This window comes from Streptococcus gingivalis (genome assembly GCF_035544715.1).
Taxonomy (GTDB): domain Bacteria; phylum Bacillota; class Bacilli; order Lactobacillales; family Streptococcaceae; genus Streptococcus; species Streptococcus gingivalis.
The window spans coordinates 1,000,097-1,021,783 of record NZ_JAYKTO010000001.1 but is presented as its reverse complement, the minus strand read 5'-3'; the positions used below and the strand labels follow the sequence as shown (position 1 = coordinate 1,021,783).

Here is a 21,687-nt window from a genome sequence, read left to right as displayed (position 1 = left end):
AGTACGGACGTCAGCGAACTTCTTTGAAGTTCCATGACTAATTATTGAGCCTAAGGTCTCAATAATTCCGAGTGCCTGAAACGTTATTGTTTCAGGCACTTTTCTCACAGCGGAAAGTTTCAGTATTTTCTTAAATCGATTTAAAAATTGGAACTCAAATTTATTTTTTTTTGCAGAATCACTTAACTTATTTTACTTTAAAATAGTTTGTCTATCTATCTAAAAAGCAAACCTGAGTCGAACAATTTCTAAAAGAAAGAGCAGATTTTTAAAAAGTTTGGTATAATAGAGAAATGATTAGTCACAATGAAACGGAGCTGATCGCTCTAGGAAAACAGCTAGGAAAACTCTTAGAAAAGCAAGACGTGATTATCTTATCAGGTGATCTAGGAGCAGGAAAAACGACCTTTACCAAAGGAATTGCAAAGGGGTTAGGGATTGATCAGATGATTAAAAGCCCGACCTATACCATTGTTCGTGAATACGAAGGTCGCTTGCCTTTATACCATTTGGATGTTTACCGGATTGGGAATGATCCAGATTCTATTGATTTAGATGATTTTCTATTTGGAGATGGTGCTACCATTATTGAATGGGGAGAGCTGATTGAGCCGAGTCTCTCGGATGCTTATCTAAAAATTTTTATCCGAAAATTAGAAGATGGGCGAGAGTTAGCTTTTGAAGCTCATGGAGCGCGTGCAGAAGCTTTGCTGGCATCCTTTGAGCAGGTGGAAAAAACCGATGACTAAGGAAAAGGAAGTAACATTAGAAATTCGGCAAGCTGACAGTGCAGACGCGGCTCTTGTCGTTGATTTCTTAAATCAAGTTGGGAAAGAGTCAGATTACATGACGCTAGATGAAGCTGGAATTGGCATGTCTCCAGCAGACATGGAGCAATTTCTGATGGTGCAAGAGATGGCGGAAAACCGGATTTGCCTCTTGCTATTTCTAGATCAGGAACTGGCAGCTTTGTTAAATATCACTGCAGCTTCTCAACGGTCCATTCAGCATATTGGTGATGTCTTTATTGTGGTTCAAAAAGCTTATTGGAATCAAGGGCTTGGACAGATCTTGTTGGAAGAAGGAATTGAGTGGGCGCACTCGACCGGTGTTCTCAGGAAACTAGTCTTGAATGTCCAAGTGCGCAATGAACGAGCAGTTCACCTGTATAAAAAGTTAGGTTTTGAGATCGAAGGTTGTCAAGCTCGTGGAGCTTGTTCAGCTGAAGGAGAATTCTTAGATGTTTACCTTATGGGGAAACTGATAGATTAGAGAGAGATTCTAAATGGTTAAAAAAATTATTTTGATGTTTTTGAGCTTATTGACGGTAACAGTGATTGGGATTGGGGCCTATGGCCTTACCATCCTAAACCAAACGACTGGGACTCTCAGTAAGACCTATAAAGGCTTTGGAAATGAGACCAATGTCATTGCAGAAAACAAGCCGATGACTATCCTTTTGATGGGGGTTGATACAGGTAGCGGTTCTCGGGAAGATCCTTGGGCCGGCAATAGTGATACCATGATTTTGGTGACTGTCAATCCTCAAACAAAAGAAACAACCATGACGAGCTTGGAAAGAGATATCCTAACCAATATTACTTCAGATGGCGAAACGGTCCAAGCAAAATTGAATTCGGCTTATGCTCAAGGTGGTGCCAAGTTAGCCATTAAGACCATTCAAGATCTTTTGAATATCCATATTGACCGCTATGTCATGATCAATATGAAGGGATTGGTTCAATTAGTGGATAAGGTTGGTGGTATCACGGTTAACAATCCATTTGACTTCGATATCTCGATCGAGGAAAATGAGCCAGAATATACGGCTAAGATCGCACCAGGACGTCAGGAGATTAATGGGGACCAAGCTCTCGTTTATTCACGCATGCGCTACCAAGACCCAGAAGGAGACTATGGACGTCAAAAACGCCAACGTGAAGTGATCAAAAAGATTGTTGAGAAAGTTTTAAGCCTCAATAGTTTGAGTCACTACAAAGGAATCATTGAGTCTGTTAGTGACAATATGCAAACCAACATAGCGCTTGACAGTAATAGTCTTCTTCAATTGCTAGGGTATAAAGACGCCCTTTCAACGATTCATCAGTACCAGTTGAAAGGAGAAGATGCCACCTTAGCAGATGGCGGAAGTTATCAGATTGTCACTTCAAAACATCTCTTGAAAATTCAAAATATCATCCGCAAAGCTTTGGGACTAAAAGAAATCAAAACATTGAAAACCAATGCTTACCTATTAGATGGAGATGAAGATTTGAAGTCTTCTTCTTCTCAAACTGAAAATCCAGTTCCAGCATCTGGGGAAGCACCTGTTTACCAAGAGTTTAACCAACTACCAGTTGTACCATCGACCCAGGATACGGGAGTGGTGACGCCTCAAAGTTCTGTTGCACCAGTGACACCAGTTGCTCCTGCAGCTACAGAGTCGAGCAGTGTGACACCTACGGTGCCTTCAGAATAAGAAAAAAACGATTGAGTTTTCTCAATCGTTTTTACTTGGTTGCCAGATGTCTTGAATTTCTTTTAGAGAAGCTGTTGCTTGTTGACTAAATAGTTTGGTCTTGTATTGGAAATCCGTTACCAATTCTTGAAGATTGGTCTTTTGGTCTTGGATAATATCCAGATTGCGTTGGATTTTTGCTAGGTTATCTTGAATTCCCTTGACCAATTGGCTGGATTCAGTCACCTCTGTTTTAATTTCTTTGCGGTTTTTTACTAGGTGGTAGCTAATGCTAGCTCCTGTTGCAAACCAAAAGAGATTTTTGAGTTTCATATGGCCTCCTTTTTAACTGTTTTTGATGGTTTCTGCGAGAACTGCTAGTTGTTCAAAATTAGGCTCGTGTTCAGTAAATGAAATGGCAAGCTCATCTTGATCGGAATAGCGAGGGATAATGTGGACATGTGTGTGAAATACGGTTTGTCCAGAAACTTCTTCCATGTTGCTGATGATATTCATTCCCTTAGCTTGGGTAGCAGCTTCTACTTTTTTAGCAACTTTAGAAACACGTGCAAATAGTTGAGCTGTGGCGGTTTCGTCCATCTCTAAGAGGTTGCGAGCGTGTTTTTTTGGAACCACTAACGTATGACCTGGTGTAACCTGAGAGATGTCCAAAAATGCGAGGACTTCCTCGTCCTCATAGACTTTGGAGGAAGGAATGTCGCCAGCTATAATCTTACAAAAAATACAATCATCAACCATAAATACACCTCATTTAGACTAAATTTTGTTATAATATAAGAACATTATACCAGAAATCGGAGAAAATATGTTAGAAATCAACAAGTTGACAGGGGGCTATGTCAACATCCCTGTCCTGAAAGAGGTGAGTTTTTCAGTTCCGGATGGCCAACTGATTGGTTTGATTGGACTTAATGGAGCTGGGAAGTCAACCACGATTAATGAAATTATTGGTCTCCTGCATCCTTATGCTGGGGAAGTACGGATTGACGGCTTGAGTCTTCCAGAAGCTCCAACAGACTATCGTAAAAAAATCGGCTATATTCCAGAAACCCCTAGCCTATATGAAGAATTAACCTTGAGAGAGCATATCGAAACCGTAGCTATGGCCTATGATTTAGACATGGATCAGGTCATGGTGCGCGTCCAGCCTTTGTTGGAACGATTTCGTTTGGCTGAAAAATTAGATTGGTTCCCGACCCAGTTTTCAAAAGGGATGAAGCAAAAGGTCATGATTATTTGCGCCTATGCAGTGGATCCAAGTCTTTATATTGTCGATGAACCCTTTTTGGGATTGGATCCTGTTGCGATTGCAGATTTGATTCAGTTATTGGCAGATGAGAAAGCAAAAGGAAAATCGATTTTGATGAGTACCCACGTTCTGGATTCGGCTGAAAAGATGTGTGATGGTTTTGTGATCCTCCATAAGGGTCAGGTCCGAGCAAAAGGGACCTTGGACGAGCTGCGTTCAACTTTTGGGGATGAGAAAGCAAGTCTAAATGATATCTACATGACCTTGACAGAAGAGGAAACAGCATGAAAGAGTTGATGAAAAAACGGCAAGAAACGTTTCGAACTCAATGTGTAAAATATAGCCGCTATGTTCTCAATGATCATTTCGTTCTCTTTATGTTGATTTTCATAGGATTTTTGGCGGTTCAATACAGCCAATTCTTGCAAGATCTACCCAAAGATACAAGCCTGATCCGCTGGAGTCTCATGATTGGCTTGCTCCTCTTGGTTCCGATTGGCTCCATTGCGACCTACTTAGAGAAGCCCGATGCTTTATTCCTTTTGGTAAAGGAAGAGGAAGTGAAACGTTATGTCAAAGGGCAGGCCAAGAAGTCTTTTGTGTTTTGGTTTTTGATTCAAAGTTTTGTCCTTCTATTATTTGTGCCTCTTCTTCTGGCAACAGGGCTGGATAAACTTGCTATTGTAGCTTATATCCTTGTCTTAGGGGTGGCTAAAGGGGCTGTTTTTAGCTGGAAGGAAGCGCGTTTCTACCAGGATGAAAATTTAAATTGGCCCTTGGCTATTGCTCGTGAGAATGCAAGGAAACAATTGATTCTTCGCTTCTTTGCCTTGTTTACAACGGTGAAAGGTATTACTAACAGTGTCAAAAGAAGAGCGTACTTGGATGGTTTCTTAGGGCTTCTTCCCAAAACACATGGCAATACGTGGCTGCACTTATATATGCGCTCCTTCCTACGGAATGGAGATCTTTTCTCTATGACTCTACGACTCTTGGCTCTTTCCATTCTCGCTATCATCTTTATTCCCCAGCCTCTCGTAGTGATTGCCCTTGTAGCCTTGCTCAATTACTTGGTTATTTTTCAATTACTGGGGCTTTACAGTGCTTTTGATTACCAACCCTTGACCCTCCTTTTCCCGATGAAAAAGGGCAGTAAAAAGGCAGGGTTGAACAAAACGATTCAGCTGGTCATGGGGATGATAACGGTGATAGAAGGAGGAATTGGCCTGGTCTTTATTTCAGATAAAGTCCTGTTGTTAGGCCTACTGGCTTATACAGTTGCTTTAATCCTACTCTATCTTCCATTTAAGATGGCGCGCTTGGTTGACGAAAGTCGTTAAAATTAGTAAAATAGATTGGAAACTTTTTACGGAGGAAAAGATGGACTCGAATGAAAAAGAGCTAAGCCTCACCCCAATTCCTGGGAAGAGTGGGAAGGCCTACATGGGGACCTACCCAGATGGTGGGCGCGTTTTTGTAAAAATGAATACGACCCCAATCCTTGCGGGTCTAGCAAAAGAACAGATTGCTCCTCAATTGTTATGGAGTCGACGCTTGCCAGATGGAAATGTGATGAGTGCCCAAGAATGGTTGAATGGGGAAATTCTCACGCCAAATGGGATGTCGAAAAAACAAGTCGTCAATATTTTAACGAGATTGCACCGTTCTAGACCTTTGATGACTCAATTAAAAAAACTTGGCTATCCTGTGGAATCTCCATTAGAATTGCTCAATTCTTGGAGTAACCGGTTGCCAATTGCCCTACGTCAGAACCACTATATCCAATCAGTCGTAAAGAATTTACGTAAGACAGTGCCTGCCTTTCGGGAGGATTATGCGACGATCGTCCACGGAGATGTTCGTCATAGTAACTGGATTGAGACAGAGAGCGGCTTGATTTATCTAGTCGATTGGGACTCTGTTCGTTTGACAGACCGGATGTTGGATGTGGCGCATATCTTGAGTCACTATATCCCAGATTCTAATTGGCGCGATTGGTTAGGCTATTATGGCTACAAGTACAATCAAAAAGTATTTGATAAACTCTATTGGTTTGGTCAATACTCTTTCTTGTGCCAAATTGCTAAATACTATGAAAATAATGATTTAGAAAATGTCAATCGCGAGATCTATGCTCTGCGCAATTTCCGGTTGAAATATGGAAAGGAAATATGAGAGTTAGAAATCGCAAGGGAGCGACTGAATTATTAGAAGCGAACCCGCAATATGTGGTCCTAAATCCAGAAGATGCCAAGGGAAAGTGGCATGAGATTTTTGGAAATGACCATCCTATTCATATCGAAGTGGGTAGCGGAAAAGGGGCCTTTATTACTGGGATGGCCAAGGCCAATCCAGAGATCAACTACATCGGAATTGATATTCAAAAATCAGTCTTAAGTTATGCTTTAGATAAGGTCTTAGAAGCTGATGTTCCTAATATTAAATTACTTTGGGTAGATGGGGATAGCTTGACTAACTATTTTGAAGATGGAGAAATTGATCAGCTCTATCTGAATTTTTCAGATCCATGGCCAAAGAAACGTCATGAGAAGCGTCGCTTGACTTACAAGACCTTCCTAGACACCTTCAAGCAAATTCTTCCAGAACATGGGGAGATTCACTTTAAAACAGACAACCGAGGTTTGTTTGAATACAGTTTGGTGAGTTTTTCGCAATATGGAATGACTTTGAAGGGAGTCTGGTTAGACCTTCATGCTAGTGACTTTGAGGGCAATGTCATGACGGAATATGAGAAGAAGTTCTCAAGTAAAGGCCAGGTCATTTACCGTGTAGAAGCACAGTTTTAGCATATTCCTTGCAATCATTGGGAAATCGTGCTATAATACATTAAATGAATAGAAAAGGAGAGGCGGGGAAATATCTTCGCCTCTTATCTATGAGGAGGTGGCAACCATCGCAACGATTGTTGACTTAGTAACAGAAGTGATTCAGCCAGCTATAAAGGAACCATTTGAATTGGTTGATGTTGAATATGGCAAAATGGGTGGTGACTACGTCTTAAGCATTTTCGTAGACAAACCAGAAGGAATCACACTGAATGATACAGCGGATTTGACAGAAATCATCAGTCCGCTATTGGATCAAATCAAACCAGACCCATTTCCAGAACAGTACTTTTTAGAAGTCACCAGTCCTGGCTTGGAGAGACCTTTGAAAACCAAGGAAGCACTCGAGGGAGCTGTTGGTAAGTACGTCAATATCAGCTTGTACAAGGCTGTTGAAAAGCAAAAGGTCTTTGAGGGGAACCTGGTAGGTTTTGAAGAGGATGTTTTGACCATTGAATATATGGATAAAACACGAAAGAAAACAGTGGATATTCCTTATAACCTTGTGTCCAAAGCAAGGTTGGCTGTAAAATTGTAACAGAATGAAAGAAAGGATGCCTTTATAGAAGAGGCAAGAAAAACATGAGTAAAGAAATGCTAGAAGCCTTCCGCATTTTGGAAGAAGACAAAGGGATCAAAAAAGAAGATATCATCGAAGCAGTCACAGAATCATTGCGTTCAGCCTATCGCCGTCGTTATGGACAATCAGAAAGTGCAGCGATTGAATTCAATGAAAAAACTGGAGATTTCCGTGTTTATACGGTTCGTGAAGTGGTGGATGAAGTCTTTGATAGCCGTTTAGAAATCAGCTTGAAGGATGCCTTAGCCATTAGCTCTGCTTATGAGTTGGGTGACAAGATCAAATTTGAAGAAGCACCAGCTGAATTTGGTCGTGTAGCAGCTCAATCTGCCAAACAAACCATCATGGAAAAAATGCGGAAGCAAACGCGCACCATAACCTATAATACTTATAAAGAACATGAAAATGAAATCATGAGTGGAACGGTGGAGCGCTTTGACAATCGATTTATCTATGTCAATCTTGGTTCAATCGAAGCACAATTGTCTAAGCAAGACCAAATTCCAGGAGAAGTGTTCCAATCTCATGATCGAATTGAAGTATTTGTCTACAAGGTAGAAGATAATCCACGTGGTGTCAATGTCTTTGTTAGTCGAAGCCACCCTGAAATGATCAAACGTTTGATGGAACAGGAAATTCCTGAAGTCTATGATGGAACTGTTGAGATTATGAGTGTAGCGCGTGAAGCTGGAGATCGTACAAAAGTTGCGGTTCGTAGCCATAACCCAAACGTAGATGCGATTGGGACTATCGTTGGTCGTGGTGGATCGAATATTAAAAAGATTACCAGCAAGTTCCACCCAGCTCGATACGATCAAAAATTAGACCGTATGGTTCCGACAGAAGAAAATATCGATGTCATCGAGTGGGTTCCAGATCCAGCTGAATTTATCTACAATGCGATCGCTCCTGCAGAAGTGGACCAAGTTATTTTTGATGATGAAGATAGCAAACATGCTCTCGTTGTGGTTCCAGATAATAAACTATCTCTTGCCATCGGTCGTCGTGGTCAAAACGTTCGTTTGGCAGCTCATTTGACTGGTTACCGCATCGATATCAAATCTGCTAGTGAGTTCGAAGAAATGGAAGCAGCTCAAGAAACTTTTGAAGACCAAGTAGAAAGTGGCGAAGAGCAAGTCGATTAAGAGAGGGAGGGAACATGGTAAAAACAAGAAAAATCCCTTTAAGAAAATCTGTCGTTTCAAATGAAATTATTGATAAGCGCGATTTGCTCCGCATTGTCAAAAATAAAGAAGGACAAGTCTTTATCGATCCAACTGGCAAAGCCAATGGTCGAGGCGCTTACATCAAGCTAGACAATGAAGAAGCGGCACTTGCTAAGAAAAAGAAAGTTTTTAATCGTAGCTTTAATATGGAAGTGGAAGAAGCTTTCTATGATGAATTGATCGCTTATGTAGATCATAAGGTGAAGAGAAGAGAGTTAGGCCTTGAATAAGCAAAAGATAAGTAATTTGTTGGGCTTGGCGCAAAGAGCAGGAAAACTCATTTCTGGAGAAGAACTCGTGATCAAAGCAATCCAGGAAGAAAAAGCACAATTAGTTTTTCTGGCAAATGATGCAGCTAGTAACCTGACAAAAAAGGTGACAGATAAGGGTCACTATTATGAGGTTCAAGTATCTACCGTGTTTTCAACACTAGAATTAAGCACTGCAATTGGACGTGCCCGTAAGGTCGTCGCTGTTGTAGATGCTGGATTTTCAAAGAAAATGAGGTCTCTTATGGAATAGAAGAGGAGGACAGCAATTGTCTAAGAAAAGATTATACGAAATTGCCAAAGAATTGGGCAAGGAAAGTAAGGAAGTCGTCACTCGTGCGAAAGAATTAGGTTTTGACGTCAAGAGTCATGCATCTAGTGTCGATACTGATGTTGCTGAAAAGTTGATCAAGAGCTTTTCAGCGAAAAAAGAAACAGTCGAAAAGAAAGTAGCAGAAGTGGCTGCCAAGACAACGGCTGTCGCAGAGAAAAAAGAAGCAGCGCCCGTCAAAAAAGAAGGAGCAACTGAGACAAAATCAGTAACGCCAGCTGCTAAACCAAAGAGTCGTAACTTTAAAGCGGAACGAGAAGCGCGTGCAAAAGAGCAGGCTGAACGTAGGAAACAACAAGATAATCGTCCAAAACGCGATCGCAAGGACAATCAGCGTCATGGTGACAACCGAAATCAACGACCACAAGAGCGAAATGAACAACGAAATCAAGGTTCTGAGCGTCGCAATAACCGACCAGATCAAAGACGTAGTGCACAACCCCAAGTGGCACCAAAAGTTGATTTCAAAGCGCGTGCAGCAGCACTGAAAGCTGAACAAAATGCTGAGTACGCACGTGGAAGTGAAGATCGCTACAAACAACAAGCTGCAAAAGCAGAACAAGAACGTCAACAGCGCCGGAAACGGGTAGAAGCACCAGAAGTGAAAGCACCTGTACAGGAGCCAGCTGTTGAGAACCATACAAAACCAGCTGTTGCTGCTGCTCCAGCTCAAGTCGATACACGTCGGAAGAAACAAGCGCGACCAGATAAGAAACGCGATGATTTTGATCGTGAAGAAGATGGTCCAAGAAAACAACAAAGGAATCGAAATAGTCAAAATCAAGTGAGAAATCAGAGAAATAGTAACTGGAATAACAATAAGAAAAATAAAAAAGGAAAGAACAACCGTAATGATGCTCCAAAACCAGTAACAGAGCGTAAATTCCATGAATTACCAAGTGAATTTGAGTATACGGATGGAATGACGGTTGCAGAAATCGCAAAACGCATCAAGCGTGAACCGGCTGAAATCGTCAAGAAACTCTTTATGATGGGAGTCATGGCGACTCAAAACCAATCGCTGGATGGAGATACGATTGAACTCTTGATGGTGGATTATGGAATTGAAGCCAAGAAAAAGGTTGAAGTGGACAATGCCGATATCGAACGCTTCTTCGTTGAAGATGGTTATTTAAATCCAGATGAGTTGGTAGAGCGTCCACCAGTTGTCACCATCATGGGACACGTTGACCACGGGAAGACTACCCTTTTGGATACCCTTCGTAATTCCCGTGTAGCAACAGGTGAAGCGGGAGGAATCACCCAGCACATCGGTGCCTACCAAATCGTGGAAAATGGTAAGAAGATTACCTTCTTGGATACACCTGGACACGCGGCCTTTACTTCTATGCGGGCGCGTGGTGCATCTGTTACCGATATTACCATCTTGGTTGTAGCAGCAGATGATGGGGTGATGCCACAGACCATCGAAGCCATCAACCACTCAAAAGCTGCCAATGTCCCAATCATTGTGGCTATTAACAAGATTGATAAACCAGGTGCCAACCCAGAGCGTGTCATCGGTGAATTGGCAGAGCATGGGGTTATGTCAACTGCTTGGGGTGGCGATTCTGAGTTTGTAGAAATCTCAGCTAAGTTCAACCAAAATATCGACGAACTCTTGGAAACGGTCCTTCTTGTGGCTGAAATCCAAGAACTCAAGGCAGATCCAACTGTTCGTGCCATCGGTACTGTTATCGAAGCGCGCTTGGATAAAGGAAAAGGTGCGGTGGCAACCCTCCTTGTTCAACAAGGTACCTTGAATGTTCAAGACCCAATCGTTGTCGGAAATACCTTTGGACGTGTCCGTGCCATGACCAATGACCTTGGACGTCGTGTGAAGGTGGCAGGACCATCTACTCCGGTTTCTATCACTGGTTTGAACGAAGCGCCAATGGCGGGTGACCACTTCGCGGTTTATGAAGATGAAAAATCAGCGCGTGCAGCGGGTGAAGAACGTGCCAAACGTGCTCTGATGAAACAACGTCAAGCAACCAACCGCGTCAGCCTTGAAAATCTCTTTGATACCTTGAAGGCTGGGGAAGTGAAATCTGTTAATGTCATCATTAAAGCCGATGTACAAGGTTCGGTTGAAGCCCTTGCTGCCTCCCTTCAAAAGATTGAAGTGGAAGGTGTGAAAGTGACCATCGTTCACTCAGCAGTTGGTGCTATCAACGAATCAGACGTGACCCTTGCAGAAGCTTCAAATGCCTTCATCATCGGATTTAACGTCCGCCCTACGCCACAAGCACGTCAACAAGCTGAAGCTGATGAGGTAGAAATCCGTCTTCACTCAATTATCTACAAAGTGATTGAAGAAATGGAAGATGCCATGAAGGGTATGTTGGATCCTGAGTTCGAAGAGAAAGTCATCGGGGAAGCAGTTATTCGTGAAACCTTTAAGGTCTCTAAAGTGGGTACCATCGGTGGATTTATGGTCCTCAGTGGTAAGGTCACTCGTGATTCCAAGGTTCGTGTCATTCGTGACGGTGTCGTGATATATGACGGTGCTCTTGCAAGCTTGAAACACTTCAAAGATGATGTCAAAGAAGTGACAAATGGTCGTGAAGGTGGATTGATGATTGAAGGCTACAATGATATCAAGACAGACGATACCATTGAAGCCTACATCATGGAAGAAATTAAAAAATAAGAGGCTGACTAGGAAAAAAGAGGAATTTTCTCTGATTTCCTAGTTTTTAAACACAAAGCAGAAAGGAGTTCCTATGGCAAGTCATTTTCGGACAGATCGAGTAGGGATGGAAATCAAGCGTGAAGTCAATGAGATTTTACAAAAGAAAGTCCGTGACCCGCGTGTTCAAGGCGTTACTATTACGGATGTTCAAATGCTAGGTGATTTGTCTATGGCCAAAGTGTATTATTCAATTATGAGTGATTTGGCTTCAGACAATCAAAAGGCTCAGACAGGCCTTGAAAAAGCAACAGGAACCATCAAGCGTGAATTAGGTCGGAATTTGAAACTGTACAAGATTCCGGATCTTACTTTTGTCAAAGACGAGTCTATCGAATACGGTAACAAGATCGATGAGATGTTACGCAATTTGAACAAAGACTAGAGAGGTTGGAAATTTTCCACGCCCAGATTGAAAGACAAAGTCTTCTTAGAAACTTTCCTTAGGTGAGTACGGACGTCAGCGAACTTCTTCGAAGTTCCATGACTAATTATTGAGCCTAAGGTCTCAATAATTCCGAGTACCTGAAACTATTAAGTTTCAGGTACTTTTCTCACGACGAAAAGTTTCAGTAGATGATTGAATCACTCTAACGAGTAACATTTCTTTTTATAGAATTTATTAGATTTATAAAAAAGAATAGTTTGTCTACAGTCTCGGGTTGGAAATTTTCCACCCTCTTTTTTTGGCTCTTAAAACGAGGAAAATAAAACAGAAGGAAAAACGGTTTCAAAAAATAATAGAAATTTACAGAAATCTCTTGTGTGATTGGAAATTATCCTTTACAATAGGAGAGGAGTTTTATTTCTGATCTCAAATTTGGAGGAATGAACATGTCGATTAACTGGCAGGAAATTGTATTTAACTTTTTGGGAGGCCTGGGGCTCTTTCTCTATAGTATTAAAACCATGGGAGAAGGCTTGCAACAGGCTGCAGGAGATCGACTTCGATACTATATTGATAAATATACGAGTAATCCCTTTCTAGGGGTTCTAGTAGGGATTGGGATGACTGCCTTGATTCAGTCGAGTTCAGGGGTTACAGTGATTACGGTCGGTCTGGTGAGTGCAGGACTTCTAACCCTCCGTCAAGCTATTGGTATTGTTATGGGGGCCAATATTGGAACGACTATTACCTCCTTTATCATTGGTTTTAAATTAGGAGACTACGCTCTTCCCATGCTCTTTATCGGAGCGGTTTGTCTCTTCTTTACCAAAAATCGTTTGGTTAATAATGTTGGACGAATCGTTTTTGGTGTCGGTGGTATCTTCTTTGCCCTCAACTTGATGAGTGGGGCTATGGAACCTCTTAAAGATTTGCAAGTCTTTCGTGACTATATGGTGCAGTTAAGTAAAAGTCCTATCTTGGGTGTCTTTGTTGGATCAGGCTTAACACTTTTGATTCAGGCCTCTTCTGCAACCATTGGTATCTTGCAAAATCTCTATGCTAGTCATTTGATTGACCTGAAAGGAGCCCTCCCAGTTCTCTTTGGTGATAATATCGGAACGACCATTACAGCTATCATTGCTTCCTTGGGAGCTAATATTGCGGCCAAACGTGTGGCAGGTGCCCATGTAGCCTTTAATGTTATCGGAACCATTATCTGTCTTGTCTTCCTTGTTCCGTTTACCTCTTTGATTCAATGGTTTGAAACGACTCTTCATTTATCCCCAGAAATGACCATAGCCTTTGCTCACGGAACCTTTAATATAACCAATACCATCATCCAGTTCCCATTCATTGGAGCTTTGGCATACTTTGTGACCAAGCTGATTCCTGGTGAGGACGAGGTTGTCAAATATGAACCGCTCTACTTGGATGAAAATTTGATCACTCAAGCACCTTCGATTGCTCTTGGAAATGCGAAAAAAGAGTTGCTTCATTTAGGTGGATATGCAGATAAAGCCTTTAGCCTCTCTTATGATTATATTGTTCATCAAAATGAGAAAACAGCTGAAAAGGGTCATAAGACAGAAGAAGCCATCAATACCATCGATGATGATTTGACTCGCTACCTGATTCGTTTGTCAAGTGAAGCCTTGAGTCCGAGAGAAAGTGAAGTTCTCACCAATATCTTGGATTCTTCACGGGATTTGGAGCGGATTGGAGATCACGCGGAAGCCTTGATCAATCTGACCGATTATTTAATTCGTAAGAAAGTGGTCTTTTCAGAAGCGGCCTTGGCTGAATTGGAAGATATTTACAACCAAACCCATCAATTTGTAGAGGATGCTTTGAAATCTATCGAGCACAATGATGTGAGTCTTGCAAATCAACTAGTAGCACGTCACGATGCAATTGAAAAATTGGAGAAAAGACTTCGGAAAACTCATATTCGTCGGTTGAACCAAGGTGAATGTACGCCACAAGCAGGAGTGAACTCTATTGATATCATTTCTCACTATACACGTGTTGCAGACCATGCCATGAATCTAGCTGAAAAAGTACAAATCGAGCAAATTTAATGAATGTCAAACAGAGTAAGTAGGAAGCTTGCTCTGTTTTTATATGATTCTATCTAAAAATAGGTCTAGACCATTTACAAATGGAAGTGAAAGCGTTATAATATGTATGAATATAAATGGAACACAGTTCCTACAATGGAAAGGACGATTTTATGTCTACATATATTAAAGCAGATCAATTCTATTACCCGCATGGGGTTCGCCGTGGAGGTTATTTGGAGCTCGTCAATGGCAAGTTTGGAAAACATGTGGAAAGCTTACCAGAAGGAGCAGATGTGCTGGATTATTCAGGTTACAGTATTGCTCCGGGCTTGGTGGATACCCATATACACGGTTTTGGTGGAGTAGATGTTATGGATAATAATATCGAAGGCACTCTCCATACCATGAGTGAAGGTCTCTTGAGTACCGGGGTCACAAGCTTTTTGCCTACGACTTTGACTTCCTCTTACGAACAACTTTTGGCGGTAACTGAAAATATTGGTGCACGATACAAAGAAGCAACAGGCGCTAAGATTCGCGGTATTTATTTTGAAGGACCTTATTTTACAGAAAAATACAAGGGAGCTCAAAATCCAGCTTATATGAAAGATCCAAGTATGGAAGAATTCCGTGCTTGGCAAAAAGCGGCTAATGGTCTGTTGAATAAGATTGCCCTTGCTCCTGAGCGTGAAGGGGTAGAAGACTTTGTTCGGACCATTACAGGAGAAGGAGTGACAGTCGCCCTGGGACACTCCAATGCTACTTTTGAAGAAGCTAAAAAAGCGGTTGATGCAGGAGCGAGTGTCTGGGTGCATGCCTATAATGGTATGCGTGGTTTGACTCACCGTGAACTCGGTATGGTTGGAGCTATGTATGAGTTGCCTCATACTACAGCAGAGTTGATCTGTGATGGTCATCACGTTGATCCGCTAGCTTGTGATATCCTGATGAAACAAAAAGGAAAAGAAAATGTTGCCTTGATCACTGACTGTATGACAGCTGGGGGCTTAGAAGACGGGGACTACATGCTTGGGGAATTCCCAGTTGTGGTCGCTGAAGGGACTGCTCGCTTGAAATCAACTGGTAATTTAGCTGGCTCAATCTTAAAATTGAAAGATGGATTAAAAAATGTCGTAGAGTGGGGGATTGCCAACCCTTACGAAGCGGTGATGATGGCCAGTCTCAATCCGGCAAAATCAGTCCATATTGATGACGTTTGTGGTCAAATTCGAGAAGGTTATGATGCGGACTTCATCGTGCTTGACCAAAATTTGGATCTGGTTGCGACCTATCTCGATGGAGTTAAACGTTACCAAGCTGCCAACTAGATTCAAGAATTAAAGATAGAATACTTCCTCTCTAGGTCATACCTGGAGAGGTTTTTGTGATGTATTCATAGGGGGATCAGTATGTAGGATCTTTTTTTGTTTATCCATGGTAGTGCAATTTTGTGAATGCTGTCTTTTCATGCTATAATGGGAATTGAAATGTGAGGTAGCTTATGAAGGCAATTGATATACGTTTTTTATTGATGGGAATTTTTTTCTTGCTCTATGGTATTGTAAGAAAAAATATTTTTATTGTGATCGTTGGTGGGGCATTCTTAGTTTATAGTTTTTATAGCAAGAAGATGGAGCCAACCAAGAAGAATATTTTTAAACCAGAGCTCAAGCTTCGAGGGCCTAAGAAACCGAAATTGAAGAAAGGAAAGAAAAAATGAATCATTATCGTTTAAATAATGGGGTGGAGATTCCTGTATTGGGATTTGGAACTTGGAAAGCAGCGGATGGAGAAGAAGCCTATCAGGCTGTTTTAGCTGCTTTAAAAGCAGGTTACCGGCATATCGATACAGCTGCGATTTATCAAAATGAAGAGAGCGTTGGTCGGGCGATCAAGGATAGTGGTCTTAAACGCGAAGACTTGTTTATTACTACCAAACTTTGGAATACGAATCATACTTATGAAGATGCTCAAGCTGCTTTGGACGAGTCTCTTGAGAAACTGGGTTTGGACTATGTCGATCTTTATTTGATTCATTGGCCAAATCCAAAACCCCTTCGAGAAAATGATGCTTGGAAAGTGCGAAACGCTGAGATTTGGCGAGCCATGGAAGATATGCTAGCTGTTGGTAAGGTTCGGGCTATTGGCATTAGCAATTTTCTTCCCCATCATTTGGAAGCGCTCCTTGAAACAGCTCGGGTCATCCCAGCTGTGAACCAAATTCGTCTAGCACCTGGGGTTTACCAAAGCGAAGCCATTGCTGCAAGTCGCAAGCAGGGTATCTTACTAGAGGCTTGGGGACCTTTTGGCCAAGGGGAATTGTTCCAAAATGAACAAGTAAAAGAAATGGCTACTAAATATGGAAAGACCGTTGCTCAACTAGCTTTAGCTTGGAGTTTACAAGAAGGCTTCCTTCCTTTGCCAAAATCGGTTACGCCTGAGCGGATTGCGAGTAATCTAAATTGCTTTGATTTTGAATTGACGGCAGATGATGTGGAACTCCTGCGCCATCTTCCGGTTGAAGCAGGTGCACCAGATCCGGACACCAAAGATTTTTAAAAGAGAATTTCTATTCATTAATGAAAACCGAGGACAGTTTCGTTCTCGGTTTTTAAAAACCTTTCAAACATGAAGTAATTTTAAGGATCCAAAAAAAACAGATGTTCTATAATATTTTCCTGTTCAACTTCAAAAATTTCCGAACGAAAATAAGTTAATAATTAGTAATATACGTAAATATTACAATTGTGTTACAATTCATTTTTGAATGAATTTTCAGATAATTTTGCGTTATAATAGTTACTATTAAAATAAAAGGGGAGTTTCTATGAATAGACAAGAGCGTTTTTCATTAAGGAAATACAAATTTGGTGTAGCCTCAGTTTTATTAGGGGCTGTTTTGGTATTTGGATCTGCACAAGCGAGTGCAGAAGAACAAACAGCGGGTCAAACGAGCGCTGGGACACAGCTTGTAGCAAACAGTCAACAGGCACCTGCTGAAGAAGAGCATTCACAAGCAACAGAAGCAAGTACAGCAGTTGCTAGTGAGAAAGTTGAAGTTACAAAAGACGCAGCTGTTGCTGAAAAGGCAAGTAATACAAAAGACGCAGCTGTAGTTGAAAAAACAGAAGCTCCGAAAGAGGCAGCTGCTGTTCCAGAAACAAAACCGGAAGAAGCGAAAAAACCTGTTGAAAAAGCAACAGTAGTGGCTACTGCGACAAGTTCGGGAACAACGAATCGCCATGAGTCAACTGAAAAACCTCAAAGCATCGAAAGTGACGAAATCATTACTGTTCCCCAAACCTGGAAGCAAGGCTACAAAGGGGAAGGGATGGTGGTCGCCGTCATCGACTCTGGTTTGGATGTGAACCACGAGGTTCTTCGGATTACCGATCCTTCAAAAGCTAAGTTTAAAAATCAAGAAGAAATCGAAGCTGCTAAGAAAGCAGCAGGAATTGATTATGGTAAATGGTACAACGACAAAGTTGTCTATGCCTATGACTATTTTGATGGTACAGATAATATCAAAGAGGCTGAAAGAGATTCTCACGGGATGCACGTTACAGGGATTGCGACAGGGAATCCTGATAAAGAAGCAGGAAACGGAGAAAAGATCTATGGTGTAGCACCAGAAGCGCAAGTTATGTTTATGCGTGTCTTCTCAGATCGTCAAAAAACAACGGGTTCTGCTCTTTATGTAAAAGCAATTGATGATGCTGTAGCTCTTGGTGCAGATACCATCAATATGAGTCTTGGATCTTCTACTGGTTCTACGGTCAATGCAGGTTCAGATATCATTGACGCCATCAAACGGGCGCGTGCTAAAGGTGTATCTGTCCTAATCTCTGCAGGAAATAGCAATACTTTTGGGAATGGCTATTCAAGACCAGCTGCAGAAAATCCAGATTACGGCTTGGTCGGAAACCCATCAACAGTAGAGGACTCTATTTCTGTTGCTTCAATCAATAATAAAATCATTACCACAGAGGTTTTCGAAGTCAAAGGTCTAGAAGGTAATGCAGAAGTAGATAACGGGAAATTTGACTACAGTAAATCTGCAACAGATACAGACTTTGAAAAAGGCAAAGAATATGAGTATGTATCTGTTGGTCTTGGGAAAGAAGATGATTTCAAAGATCTAGATCTTACTGGTAAATTAGCGCTTATTCAACGTGGAGAAATTCCATTCACAGAAAAAATTGCGAATGCCCTCCATCATGGTGCAGTAGGGGCTTTGGTCTACAATAATGTGGAAGGATCAAACCTTGGAATGTCAATTGATGGGGATGCTAAGAAAATTCCATCTGTCTTTATTTCAAAACGCTATGGGGAAGCTCTTAAAGCTGGATCTTACAAAGTTGTCTTTAACAATACCATGGCCAACCGTCCATCTCCAGAAGCAGACCAATTGTCTGATTTCTCAAGCTGGGGTGTAACAACAGATGGTCAGTTGAAACCAGATGTCACTGCACCTGGTGGGAACATCTTCTCTTCTTTAAATGACAATACCTATGGGGATATGAGTGGTACTAGTATGGCCTCACCTCACGTAGCAGGTGTTGCAGCCTTGGTTAAAGAATACCTTGTGAAGAACCATCCAGAATTAACTCCAGAACAAGTTTCTGAAACAGTGAAAGCCTTGATCATGTCTACGGCTAAACCACACGTTAATAAAGAAACGGGTGCTTATACTTCTCCTCGTCAACAGGGAGCAGGGGTTGTTGACACAGCAGCTGCCGTTTCAACAGACTTGTATGTGACCGGTGAAAACAACTATCCAAGCGTCACTCTTGGTAATGTTGGAGATAGCTTTACCTTTGATGTTACGGTTCACAATATTTCAGATACCGATCGTACCTTGAAAATGTTGGTGAATACTGACACAGATGAAGTGAAGGATGGTAAATTTACCCTCCGTCCACGTAAATTGACTGAAACAGCTTGGCCTGAAGTAACTGTGAAAGCTCATAGCTCTGAAACAGTTACAGTGAAAGTCGACACAAGGAAATTCACAGAAGAATTAAGTAAAGAAATGCCAAATGGCTATTTCCTTGAAGGATTTGTTCGTTTTGTCGATCCAGCAGATGATGGGGATGTAGTTAGCTTGCCATTTATGGGATTCAAGGGAGAATTCCAAAACCTTCCAGCTGTTGAAAAACCAATCTATGATTTGGTTCGTGAAGGAAAAGATGGCTTCTACTATCATGTTCCAAAAAATTTGAATATCTCTTCTAGTGCGAATGTTTCTGCACTCGTCACCCAGCAAAATGACTTCCTTCTCACTCAAGGAAAACGAGACGGTCGTCGGATTACAGTCCTTGGTATTGACGAAAATGCAGAAGGAACTCACACCCTTCAACTAGATGAAAACGGAAATGTTCGCATTGCCATTTCACCAAATGAAGATGGAAATAAAGATTTCGTCGAATACAAGACAGTTGCCCTTAGAAACATTGAAAACCTTCGTGCAACTGTTTATGCAGCAAGTGATACGGAACATAAAAATCCATTGTGGGAAGGAACTCCATCTGACCATCGTAAGAACTTCTTCAACGGTGACCAAAAGAATCCACGCAGCTACACATTAGATAATACTGCTTGGAATGGTATTGATGCGAATGGGAATGCAGTAGCAGATGGTCTATATGATTATGTCATCCATTATACCCCAATGGTTCCTGGAGCTGAGGAGCAATCAACGACCTTCAAGGTTCGGGTTGATACTCAAAAACCAGTGATTACATCTGGCTATATTCGCTTTAAAGACGGAGCACAACAGTTTGTTGCACGTAAAGCCAAAGATGTTGGTGAAGGCGGTATTTTGACAGAAAAACTAGTTTATGTCACACCATTTGATGAACAAGGAACGATGGTCCAAACCAGTGAAGATAAGAATGGTACTCGTGCGCTTGAAAATTACCATGTGATCAAGGCCAATACAGATGGTAGCTTCGATCTTCCTGAAAACATCGATAAGAAGAATATCTACTACTATGTAGAAGACTTTGCGGGGAACGTAGATTATGTTTCACTAGCTGATTTAGTTCGGGATCAAAATAGTGGTCGGGTTCAAATCGCAGTTCGTGACGCTAAAACGAACAAAGCTTTGGATACTATGTATGTTTACCGAATCAAAGATAGCAATGGTCAATATGTATCAGTTGACAAGACAAAAGATATTAACTTCTTGAACTTTGGTCATTACACTGCAGAAATCTTTACTTATGATCGTACAGAAGTGAAATTTGTCAGCAGCTTGACGCAAGAATTTGATTTGACAGAAGATAATAGTTTCCAAACGATCGCTTTTCTTGCCAATACTTTAGAATATGCACCAGTTAGCATCAGCTTTGATCAACCGGTTTCAAAAGCAGCTACGATCGTATTAAAAGGGGCAGATGGTGAAAACTTTGTCTTGCCTGCTGAAAAATATGGTAAAAATGGCTTTGGTAAATCTGTAGCGACTGGTCAATATACCTTGGTTGCAACTCTTCCTACAGGCTATGAACTAGCTGAGGAAGCACCAGTGATCTCAGTTGTCGCAGGGCGTAACAACAATTATCGTATTGGAGTGATCTCAAAAGTGGATCTCTTAGCTGCTTTGAACAACCAAGCAGATGTTACAAAGACAGCGCAATACTTCAATGCCAGTGTGGATAAGAAGGAAGCCTATGATCAAGCCTTGCAAGCTGCCCAAGCAGCCTTGATCAATAAGGCCAGTCAAGAGCAAGTCAACCAAGCTCTAGCTAGTCTTGAAGCTGCTAGCCAAGCTTTGGATGGGAAAGATTCAAACGTTGCGGCTTTGAAAGAAGCCATGCAAGCTTATGATGCTACGACTAAAACGGGTCGTTATGCTAATGCCAAAGAAAAAGTACGTCGAGACTACGATCGCGCTTTCCAAACAGTGGCCTTGCTTGCAGTTGATCCAACTGTGAAACAAGAACAAATCAATCAAGCACTTGCTGAGCTTAGCCGTGCGGAAGGAAAATTAAACGGGAAAGCAACTGATTTTTCAAGCCTTGAAAAATACATCAAGGAAGAATTGAAGTTCCAAGAAAAGAATGCGAAATTCATCTATGCTGGAAATGAAGAAAAAGAAGCTTACCTAGTAGCCTTCAAGGATGCACAAACTATCCTTTCAAATCCAGGAGCAAGCCAACAAGATGTGAAAGATGCTTTGACAGCCTTGAAGAATGCCAAGAAAAAACTTCATGGTAAAAAACCAAAAGCTGCAAGACGTCCATAAGAAAAACAACATTGTTTGTTAGCCTAAAATCCGTATGAAACGATTGCTTCATGCGGATTTTAATTTACAAGTCACTAAAAATCTGCTATAATACTAGTCAAGAAAGAAGGGCTTACGGCGTTTTTCTAGCGAGCTTGGGATAGTGAGAGCCAAGTAGAGCAAAGTAAGCAAGTGGCGCTTTCTCTCAGTAAAAAGCTGAGTAAAGTAAAATAAAATGAAGTAATAAATTAGGGTGGAACCGCGTTTCTGACGCCCCTAGGTCAAAGGACTTAGGAGCAGAGACACGGTTCTTTTTGTATCCTAAGTCACAAGAAACTTTAT

General features: G+C 41.5%; 19 protein-coding genes and 2 pseudogenes. 19 read left to right on the top strand and 2 right to left on the bottom strand.

Annotated features, from left to right (window positions below; translation table 11 throughout):
• Positions 1–293 precede the first annotated feature (293 nt).
• The 3 genes from tsaE to lytR are packed head-to-tail and all read left to right on the top strand — an operon-like array spanning position 294 to position 2,479.
• Positions 294–749 carry a tRNA (adenosine(37)-N6)-threonylcarbamoyltransferase complex ATPase subunit type 1 TsaE gene (gene tsaE, locus SM122_RS05045; protein ID WP_031575203.1) on the top strand — a complete coding sequence of 152 codons (456 nt, stop codon included), beginning with the start codon at positions 294–296 and terminating at the stop codon, positions 747–749.
• A complete protein-coding gene (locus SM122_RS05040) occupies positions 742–1,272 on the top strand; it encodes a GNAT family N-acetyltransferase (RefSeq protein ID WP_155125302.1) in 531 nt (176 codons plus the stop codon). The genes tsaE and SM122_RS05040 overlap by 8 nt, the downstream gene beginning before the upstream one ends.
• A gap of 13 nt (positions 1,273–1,285) precedes the next feature.
• Entirely contained in the window at positions 1,286–2,479 is a 1,194-nt protein-coding gene (gene lytR / locus SM122_RS05035) for a glycopolymer--peptidoglycan transferase LytR (protein WP_070594438.1), read from the top strand.
• Between the two features lie 21 nt (positions 2,480–2,500).
• Here the strand turns inward: lytR and SM122_RS05030 are convergent, their stop codons facing one another.
• Both SM122_RS05030 and SM122_RS05025 read right to left on the bottom strand, forming a co-directional pair.
• Complete coding sequence (locus SM122_RS05030; RefSeq protein ID WP_003012641.1) at positions 2,501–2,791, bottom strand: hypothetical protein; 291 nt, start codon at positions 2,789–2,791, stop codon at positions 2,501–2,503.
• 12 nt (positions 2,792–2,803) lie between these two features.
• Entirely contained in the window at positions 2,804–3,217 is a 414-nt protein-coding gene (locus SM122_RS05025) for an HIT family protein (protein ID WP_003012582.1), read from the bottom strand.
• Positions 3,218–3,284: 67 nt separating this feature from the next.
• Here SM122_RS05025 and SM122_RS05020 point away from each other — a divergent pair, with 67 nt between their 5' ends.
• The 16 genes and pseudogenes from SM122_RS05020 to SM122_RS04950 all read left to right on the top strand — a co-directional run bounded on the left by SM122_RS05020 (position 3,285) and on the right by SM122_RS04950 (position 21,366).
• On the top strand, positions 3,285–4,016 hold the full coding sequence (locus tag SM122_RS05020; RefSeq protein ID WP_045760251.1) for an ABC transporter ATP-binding protein: 732 nt from the start codon (positions 3,285–3,287) through the stop codon (positions 4,014–4,016).
• Positions 4,013–5,068 carry an ABC transporter permease gene (locus tag SM122_RS05015; RefSeq protein WP_195327271.1) on the top strand — a complete coding sequence of 352 codons (1,056 nt, stop codon included), beginning with the start codon at positions 4,013–4,015 and terminating at the stop codon, positions 5,066–5,068. Before SM122_RS05020 ends, SM122_RS05015 begins: the two co-directional genes overlap by 4 nt.
• Positions 5,069–5,108: 40 nt before the next feature.
• Complete coding sequence (gene ccrZ, locus SM122_RS05010; RefSeq protein ID WP_003003852.1) at positions 5,109–5,903, top strand: cell cycle regulator CcrZ; 795 nt, start codon at positions 5,109–5,111, stop codon at positions 5,901–5,903.
• Positions 5,900–6,535, top strand: coding sequence for a tRNA (guanosine(46)-N7)-methyltransferase TrmB (gene trmB, locus SM122_RS05005; RefSeq protein ID WP_024056398.1), 636 nt, complete (start codon positions 5,900–5,902; stop codon positions 6,533–6,535). The genes ccrZ and trmB overlap by 4 nt, the downstream gene beginning before the upstream one ends.
• A gap of 97 nt (positions 6,536–6,632) precedes the next feature.
• Positions 6,633–7,112: a ribosome maturation factor RimP gene (gene rimP, locus SM122_RS05000; RefSeq protein WP_003003953.1), complete on the top strand. Its 480-nt coding sequence runs from the start codon at positions 6,633–6,635 to the stop codon at positions 7,110–7,112.
• Positions 7,113–7,156: 44 nt separating this feature from the next.
• The gene (gene nusA / locus SM122_RS04995; protein ID WP_003010402.1) at positions 7,157–8,299 is read left to right on the top strand and encodes a transcription termination factor NusA; all 1,143 of its coding nucleotides are present in this window, start codon (positions 7,157–7,159) and stop codon (positions 8,297–8,299) included.
• A gap of 14 nt (positions 8,300–8,313) precedes the next feature.
• Positions 8,314–8,610 carry an RNase P modulator RnpM gene (rnpM, locus tag SM122_RS04990; protein WP_003010401.1) on the top strand — a complete coding sequence of 99 codons (297 nt, stop codon included), beginning with the start codon at positions 8,314–8,316 and terminating at the stop codon, positions 8,608–8,610.
• Positions 8,603–8,902 carry a YlxQ-related RNA-binding protein gene (locus SM122_RS04985; RefSeq protein WP_023920256.1) on the top strand — a complete coding sequence of 100 codons (300 nt, stop codon included), beginning with the start codon at positions 8,603–8,605 and terminating at the stop codon, positions 8,900–8,902. Before rnpM ends, SM122_RS04985 begins: the two co-directional genes overlap by 8 nt.
• Before the next feature lie 16 nt (positions 8,903–8,918).
• A pseudogene (locus SM122_RS10915) lies at positions 8,919–9,042 on the top strand (translation initiation factor IF-2 N-terminal domain-containing protein); the annotation flags it as partial.
• A gap of 98 nt (positions 9,043–9,140) precedes the next feature.
• A pseudogene (gene infB, locus SM122_RS04980) lies at positions 9,141–11,633 on the top strand (translation initiation factor IF-2); the annotation flags it as partial.
• A 73-nt stretch (positions 11,634–11,706) separates the two neighbouring features.
• Complete coding sequence (gene rbfA, locus SM122_RS04975; protein ID WP_003003976.1) at positions 11,707–12,057, top strand: 30S ribosome-binding factor RbfA; 351 nt, start codon at positions 11,707–11,709, stop codon at positions 12,055–12,057.
• Positions 12,058–12,506: 449 nt separating this feature from the next.
• A complete protein-coding gene (locus SM122_RS04970) occupies positions 12,507–14,138 on the top strand; it encodes a Na/Pi cotransporter family protein (protein WP_324737848.1) in 1,632 nt (543 codons plus the stop codon).
• A 152-nt stretch (positions 14,139–14,290) separates the two neighbouring features.
• Complete coding sequence (nagA, locus tag SM122_RS04965; protein ID WP_049472479.1) at positions 14,291–15,448, top strand: N-acetylglucosamine-6-phosphate deacetylase; 1,158 nt, start codon at positions 14,291–14,293, stop codon at positions 15,446–15,448.
• A gap of 173 nt (positions 15,449–15,621) precedes the next feature.
• Entirely contained in the window at positions 15,622–15,840 is a 219-nt protein-coding gene (locus SM122_RS04960; RefSeq protein WP_023920264.1) for a hypothetical protein, read from the top strand.
• Positions 15,837–16,679 carry an aldo/keto reductase gene (locus SM122_RS04955; RefSeq protein ID WP_049472469.1) on the top strand — a complete coding sequence of 281 codons (843 nt, stop codon included), beginning with the start codon at positions 15,837–15,839 and terminating at the stop codon, positions 16,677–16,679. Before SM122_RS04960 ends, SM122_RS04955 begins: the two co-directional genes overlap by 4 nt.
• Positions 16,680–16,947: 268 nt before the next feature.
• The gene (locus SM122_RS04950; RefSeq protein WP_155170513.1) at positions 16,948–21,366 is read left to right on the top strand and encodes a S8 family serine peptidase; all 4,419 of its coding nucleotides are present in this window, start codon (positions 16,948–16,950) and stop codon (positions 21,364–21,366) included.
• Positions 21,367–21,687 lie beyond the last annotated feature (321 nt).

Excerpts from the sequence above, each read along its gene's own strand:
- tsaE (WP_031575203.1), top strand. The coding sequence starts at position 294 with ATGATTAGTCACAATGAAACGGAGCTGATCGCTCTAGGAAAACAGCTA.
- SM122_RS05040 (WP_155125302.1), top strand. The coding sequence starts at position 742 with ATGACTAAGGAAAAGGAAGTAACATTAGAAATTCGGCAAGCTGACAGT.
- lytR (WP_070594438.1), top strand. The coding sequence starts at position 1,286 with ATGGTTAAAAAAATTATTTTGATGTTTTTGAGCTTATTGACGGTAACA.
- SM122_RS05030 (WP_003012641.1), bottom strand. The coding sequence starts at position 2,791 with ATGAAACTCAAAAATCTCTTTTGGTTTGCAACAGGAGCTAGCATTAGC.
- SM122_RS05025 (WP_003012582.1), bottom strand. The coding sequence starts at position 3,217 with ATGGTTGATGATTGTATTTTTTGTAAGATTATAGCTGGCGACATTCCT.
- SM122_RS05020 (WP_045760251.1), top strand. The coding sequence starts at position 3,285 with ATGTTAGAAATCAACAAGTTGACAGGGGGCTATGTCAACATCCCTGTC.
- SM122_RS05015 (WP_195327271.1), top strand. The coding sequence starts at position 4,013 with ATGAAAGAGTTGATGAAAAAACGGCAAGAAACGTTTCGAACTCAATGT.
- ccrZ (WP_003003852.1), top strand. The coding sequence starts at position 5,109 with ATGGACTCGAATGAAAAAGAGCTAAGCCTCACCCCAATTCCTGGGAAG.
- trmB (WP_024056398.1), top strand. The coding sequence starts at position 5,900 with ATGAGAGTTAGAAATCGCAAGGGAGCGACTGAATTATTAGAAGCGAAC.
- nusA (WP_003010402.1), top strand. The coding sequence starts at position 7,157 with ATGAGTAAAGAAATGCTAGAAGCCTTCCGCATTTTGGAAGAAGACAAA.
- rnpM (WP_003010401.1), top strand. The coding sequence starts at position 8,314 with ATGGTAAAAACAAGAAAAATCCCTTTAAGAAAATCTGTCGTTTCAAAT.
- rbfA (WP_003003976.1), top strand. The coding sequence starts at position 11,707 with ATGGCAAGTCATTTTCGGACAGATCGAGTAGGGATGGAAATCAAGCGT.
- SM122_RS04970 (WP_324737848.1), top strand. The coding sequence starts at position 12,507 with ATGTCGATTAACTGGCAGGAAATTGTATTTAACTTTTTGGGAGGCCTG.
- nagA (WP_049472479.1), top strand. The coding sequence starts at position 14,291 with ATGTCTACATATATTAAAGCAGATCAATTCTATTACCCGCATGGGGTT.
- SM122_RS04960 (WP_023920264.1), top strand. The coding sequence starts at position 15,622 with ATGAAGGCAATTGATATACGTTTTTTATTGATGGGAATTTTTTTCTTG.
- SM122_RS04955 (WP_049472469.1), top strand. The coding sequence starts at position 15,837 with ATGAATCATTATCGTTTAAATAATGGGGTGGAGATTCCTGTATTGGGA.
- SM122_RS04950 (WP_155170513.1), top strand. The coding sequence starts at position 16,948 with ATGAATAGACAAGAGCGTTTTTCATTAAGGAAATACAAATTTGGTGTA.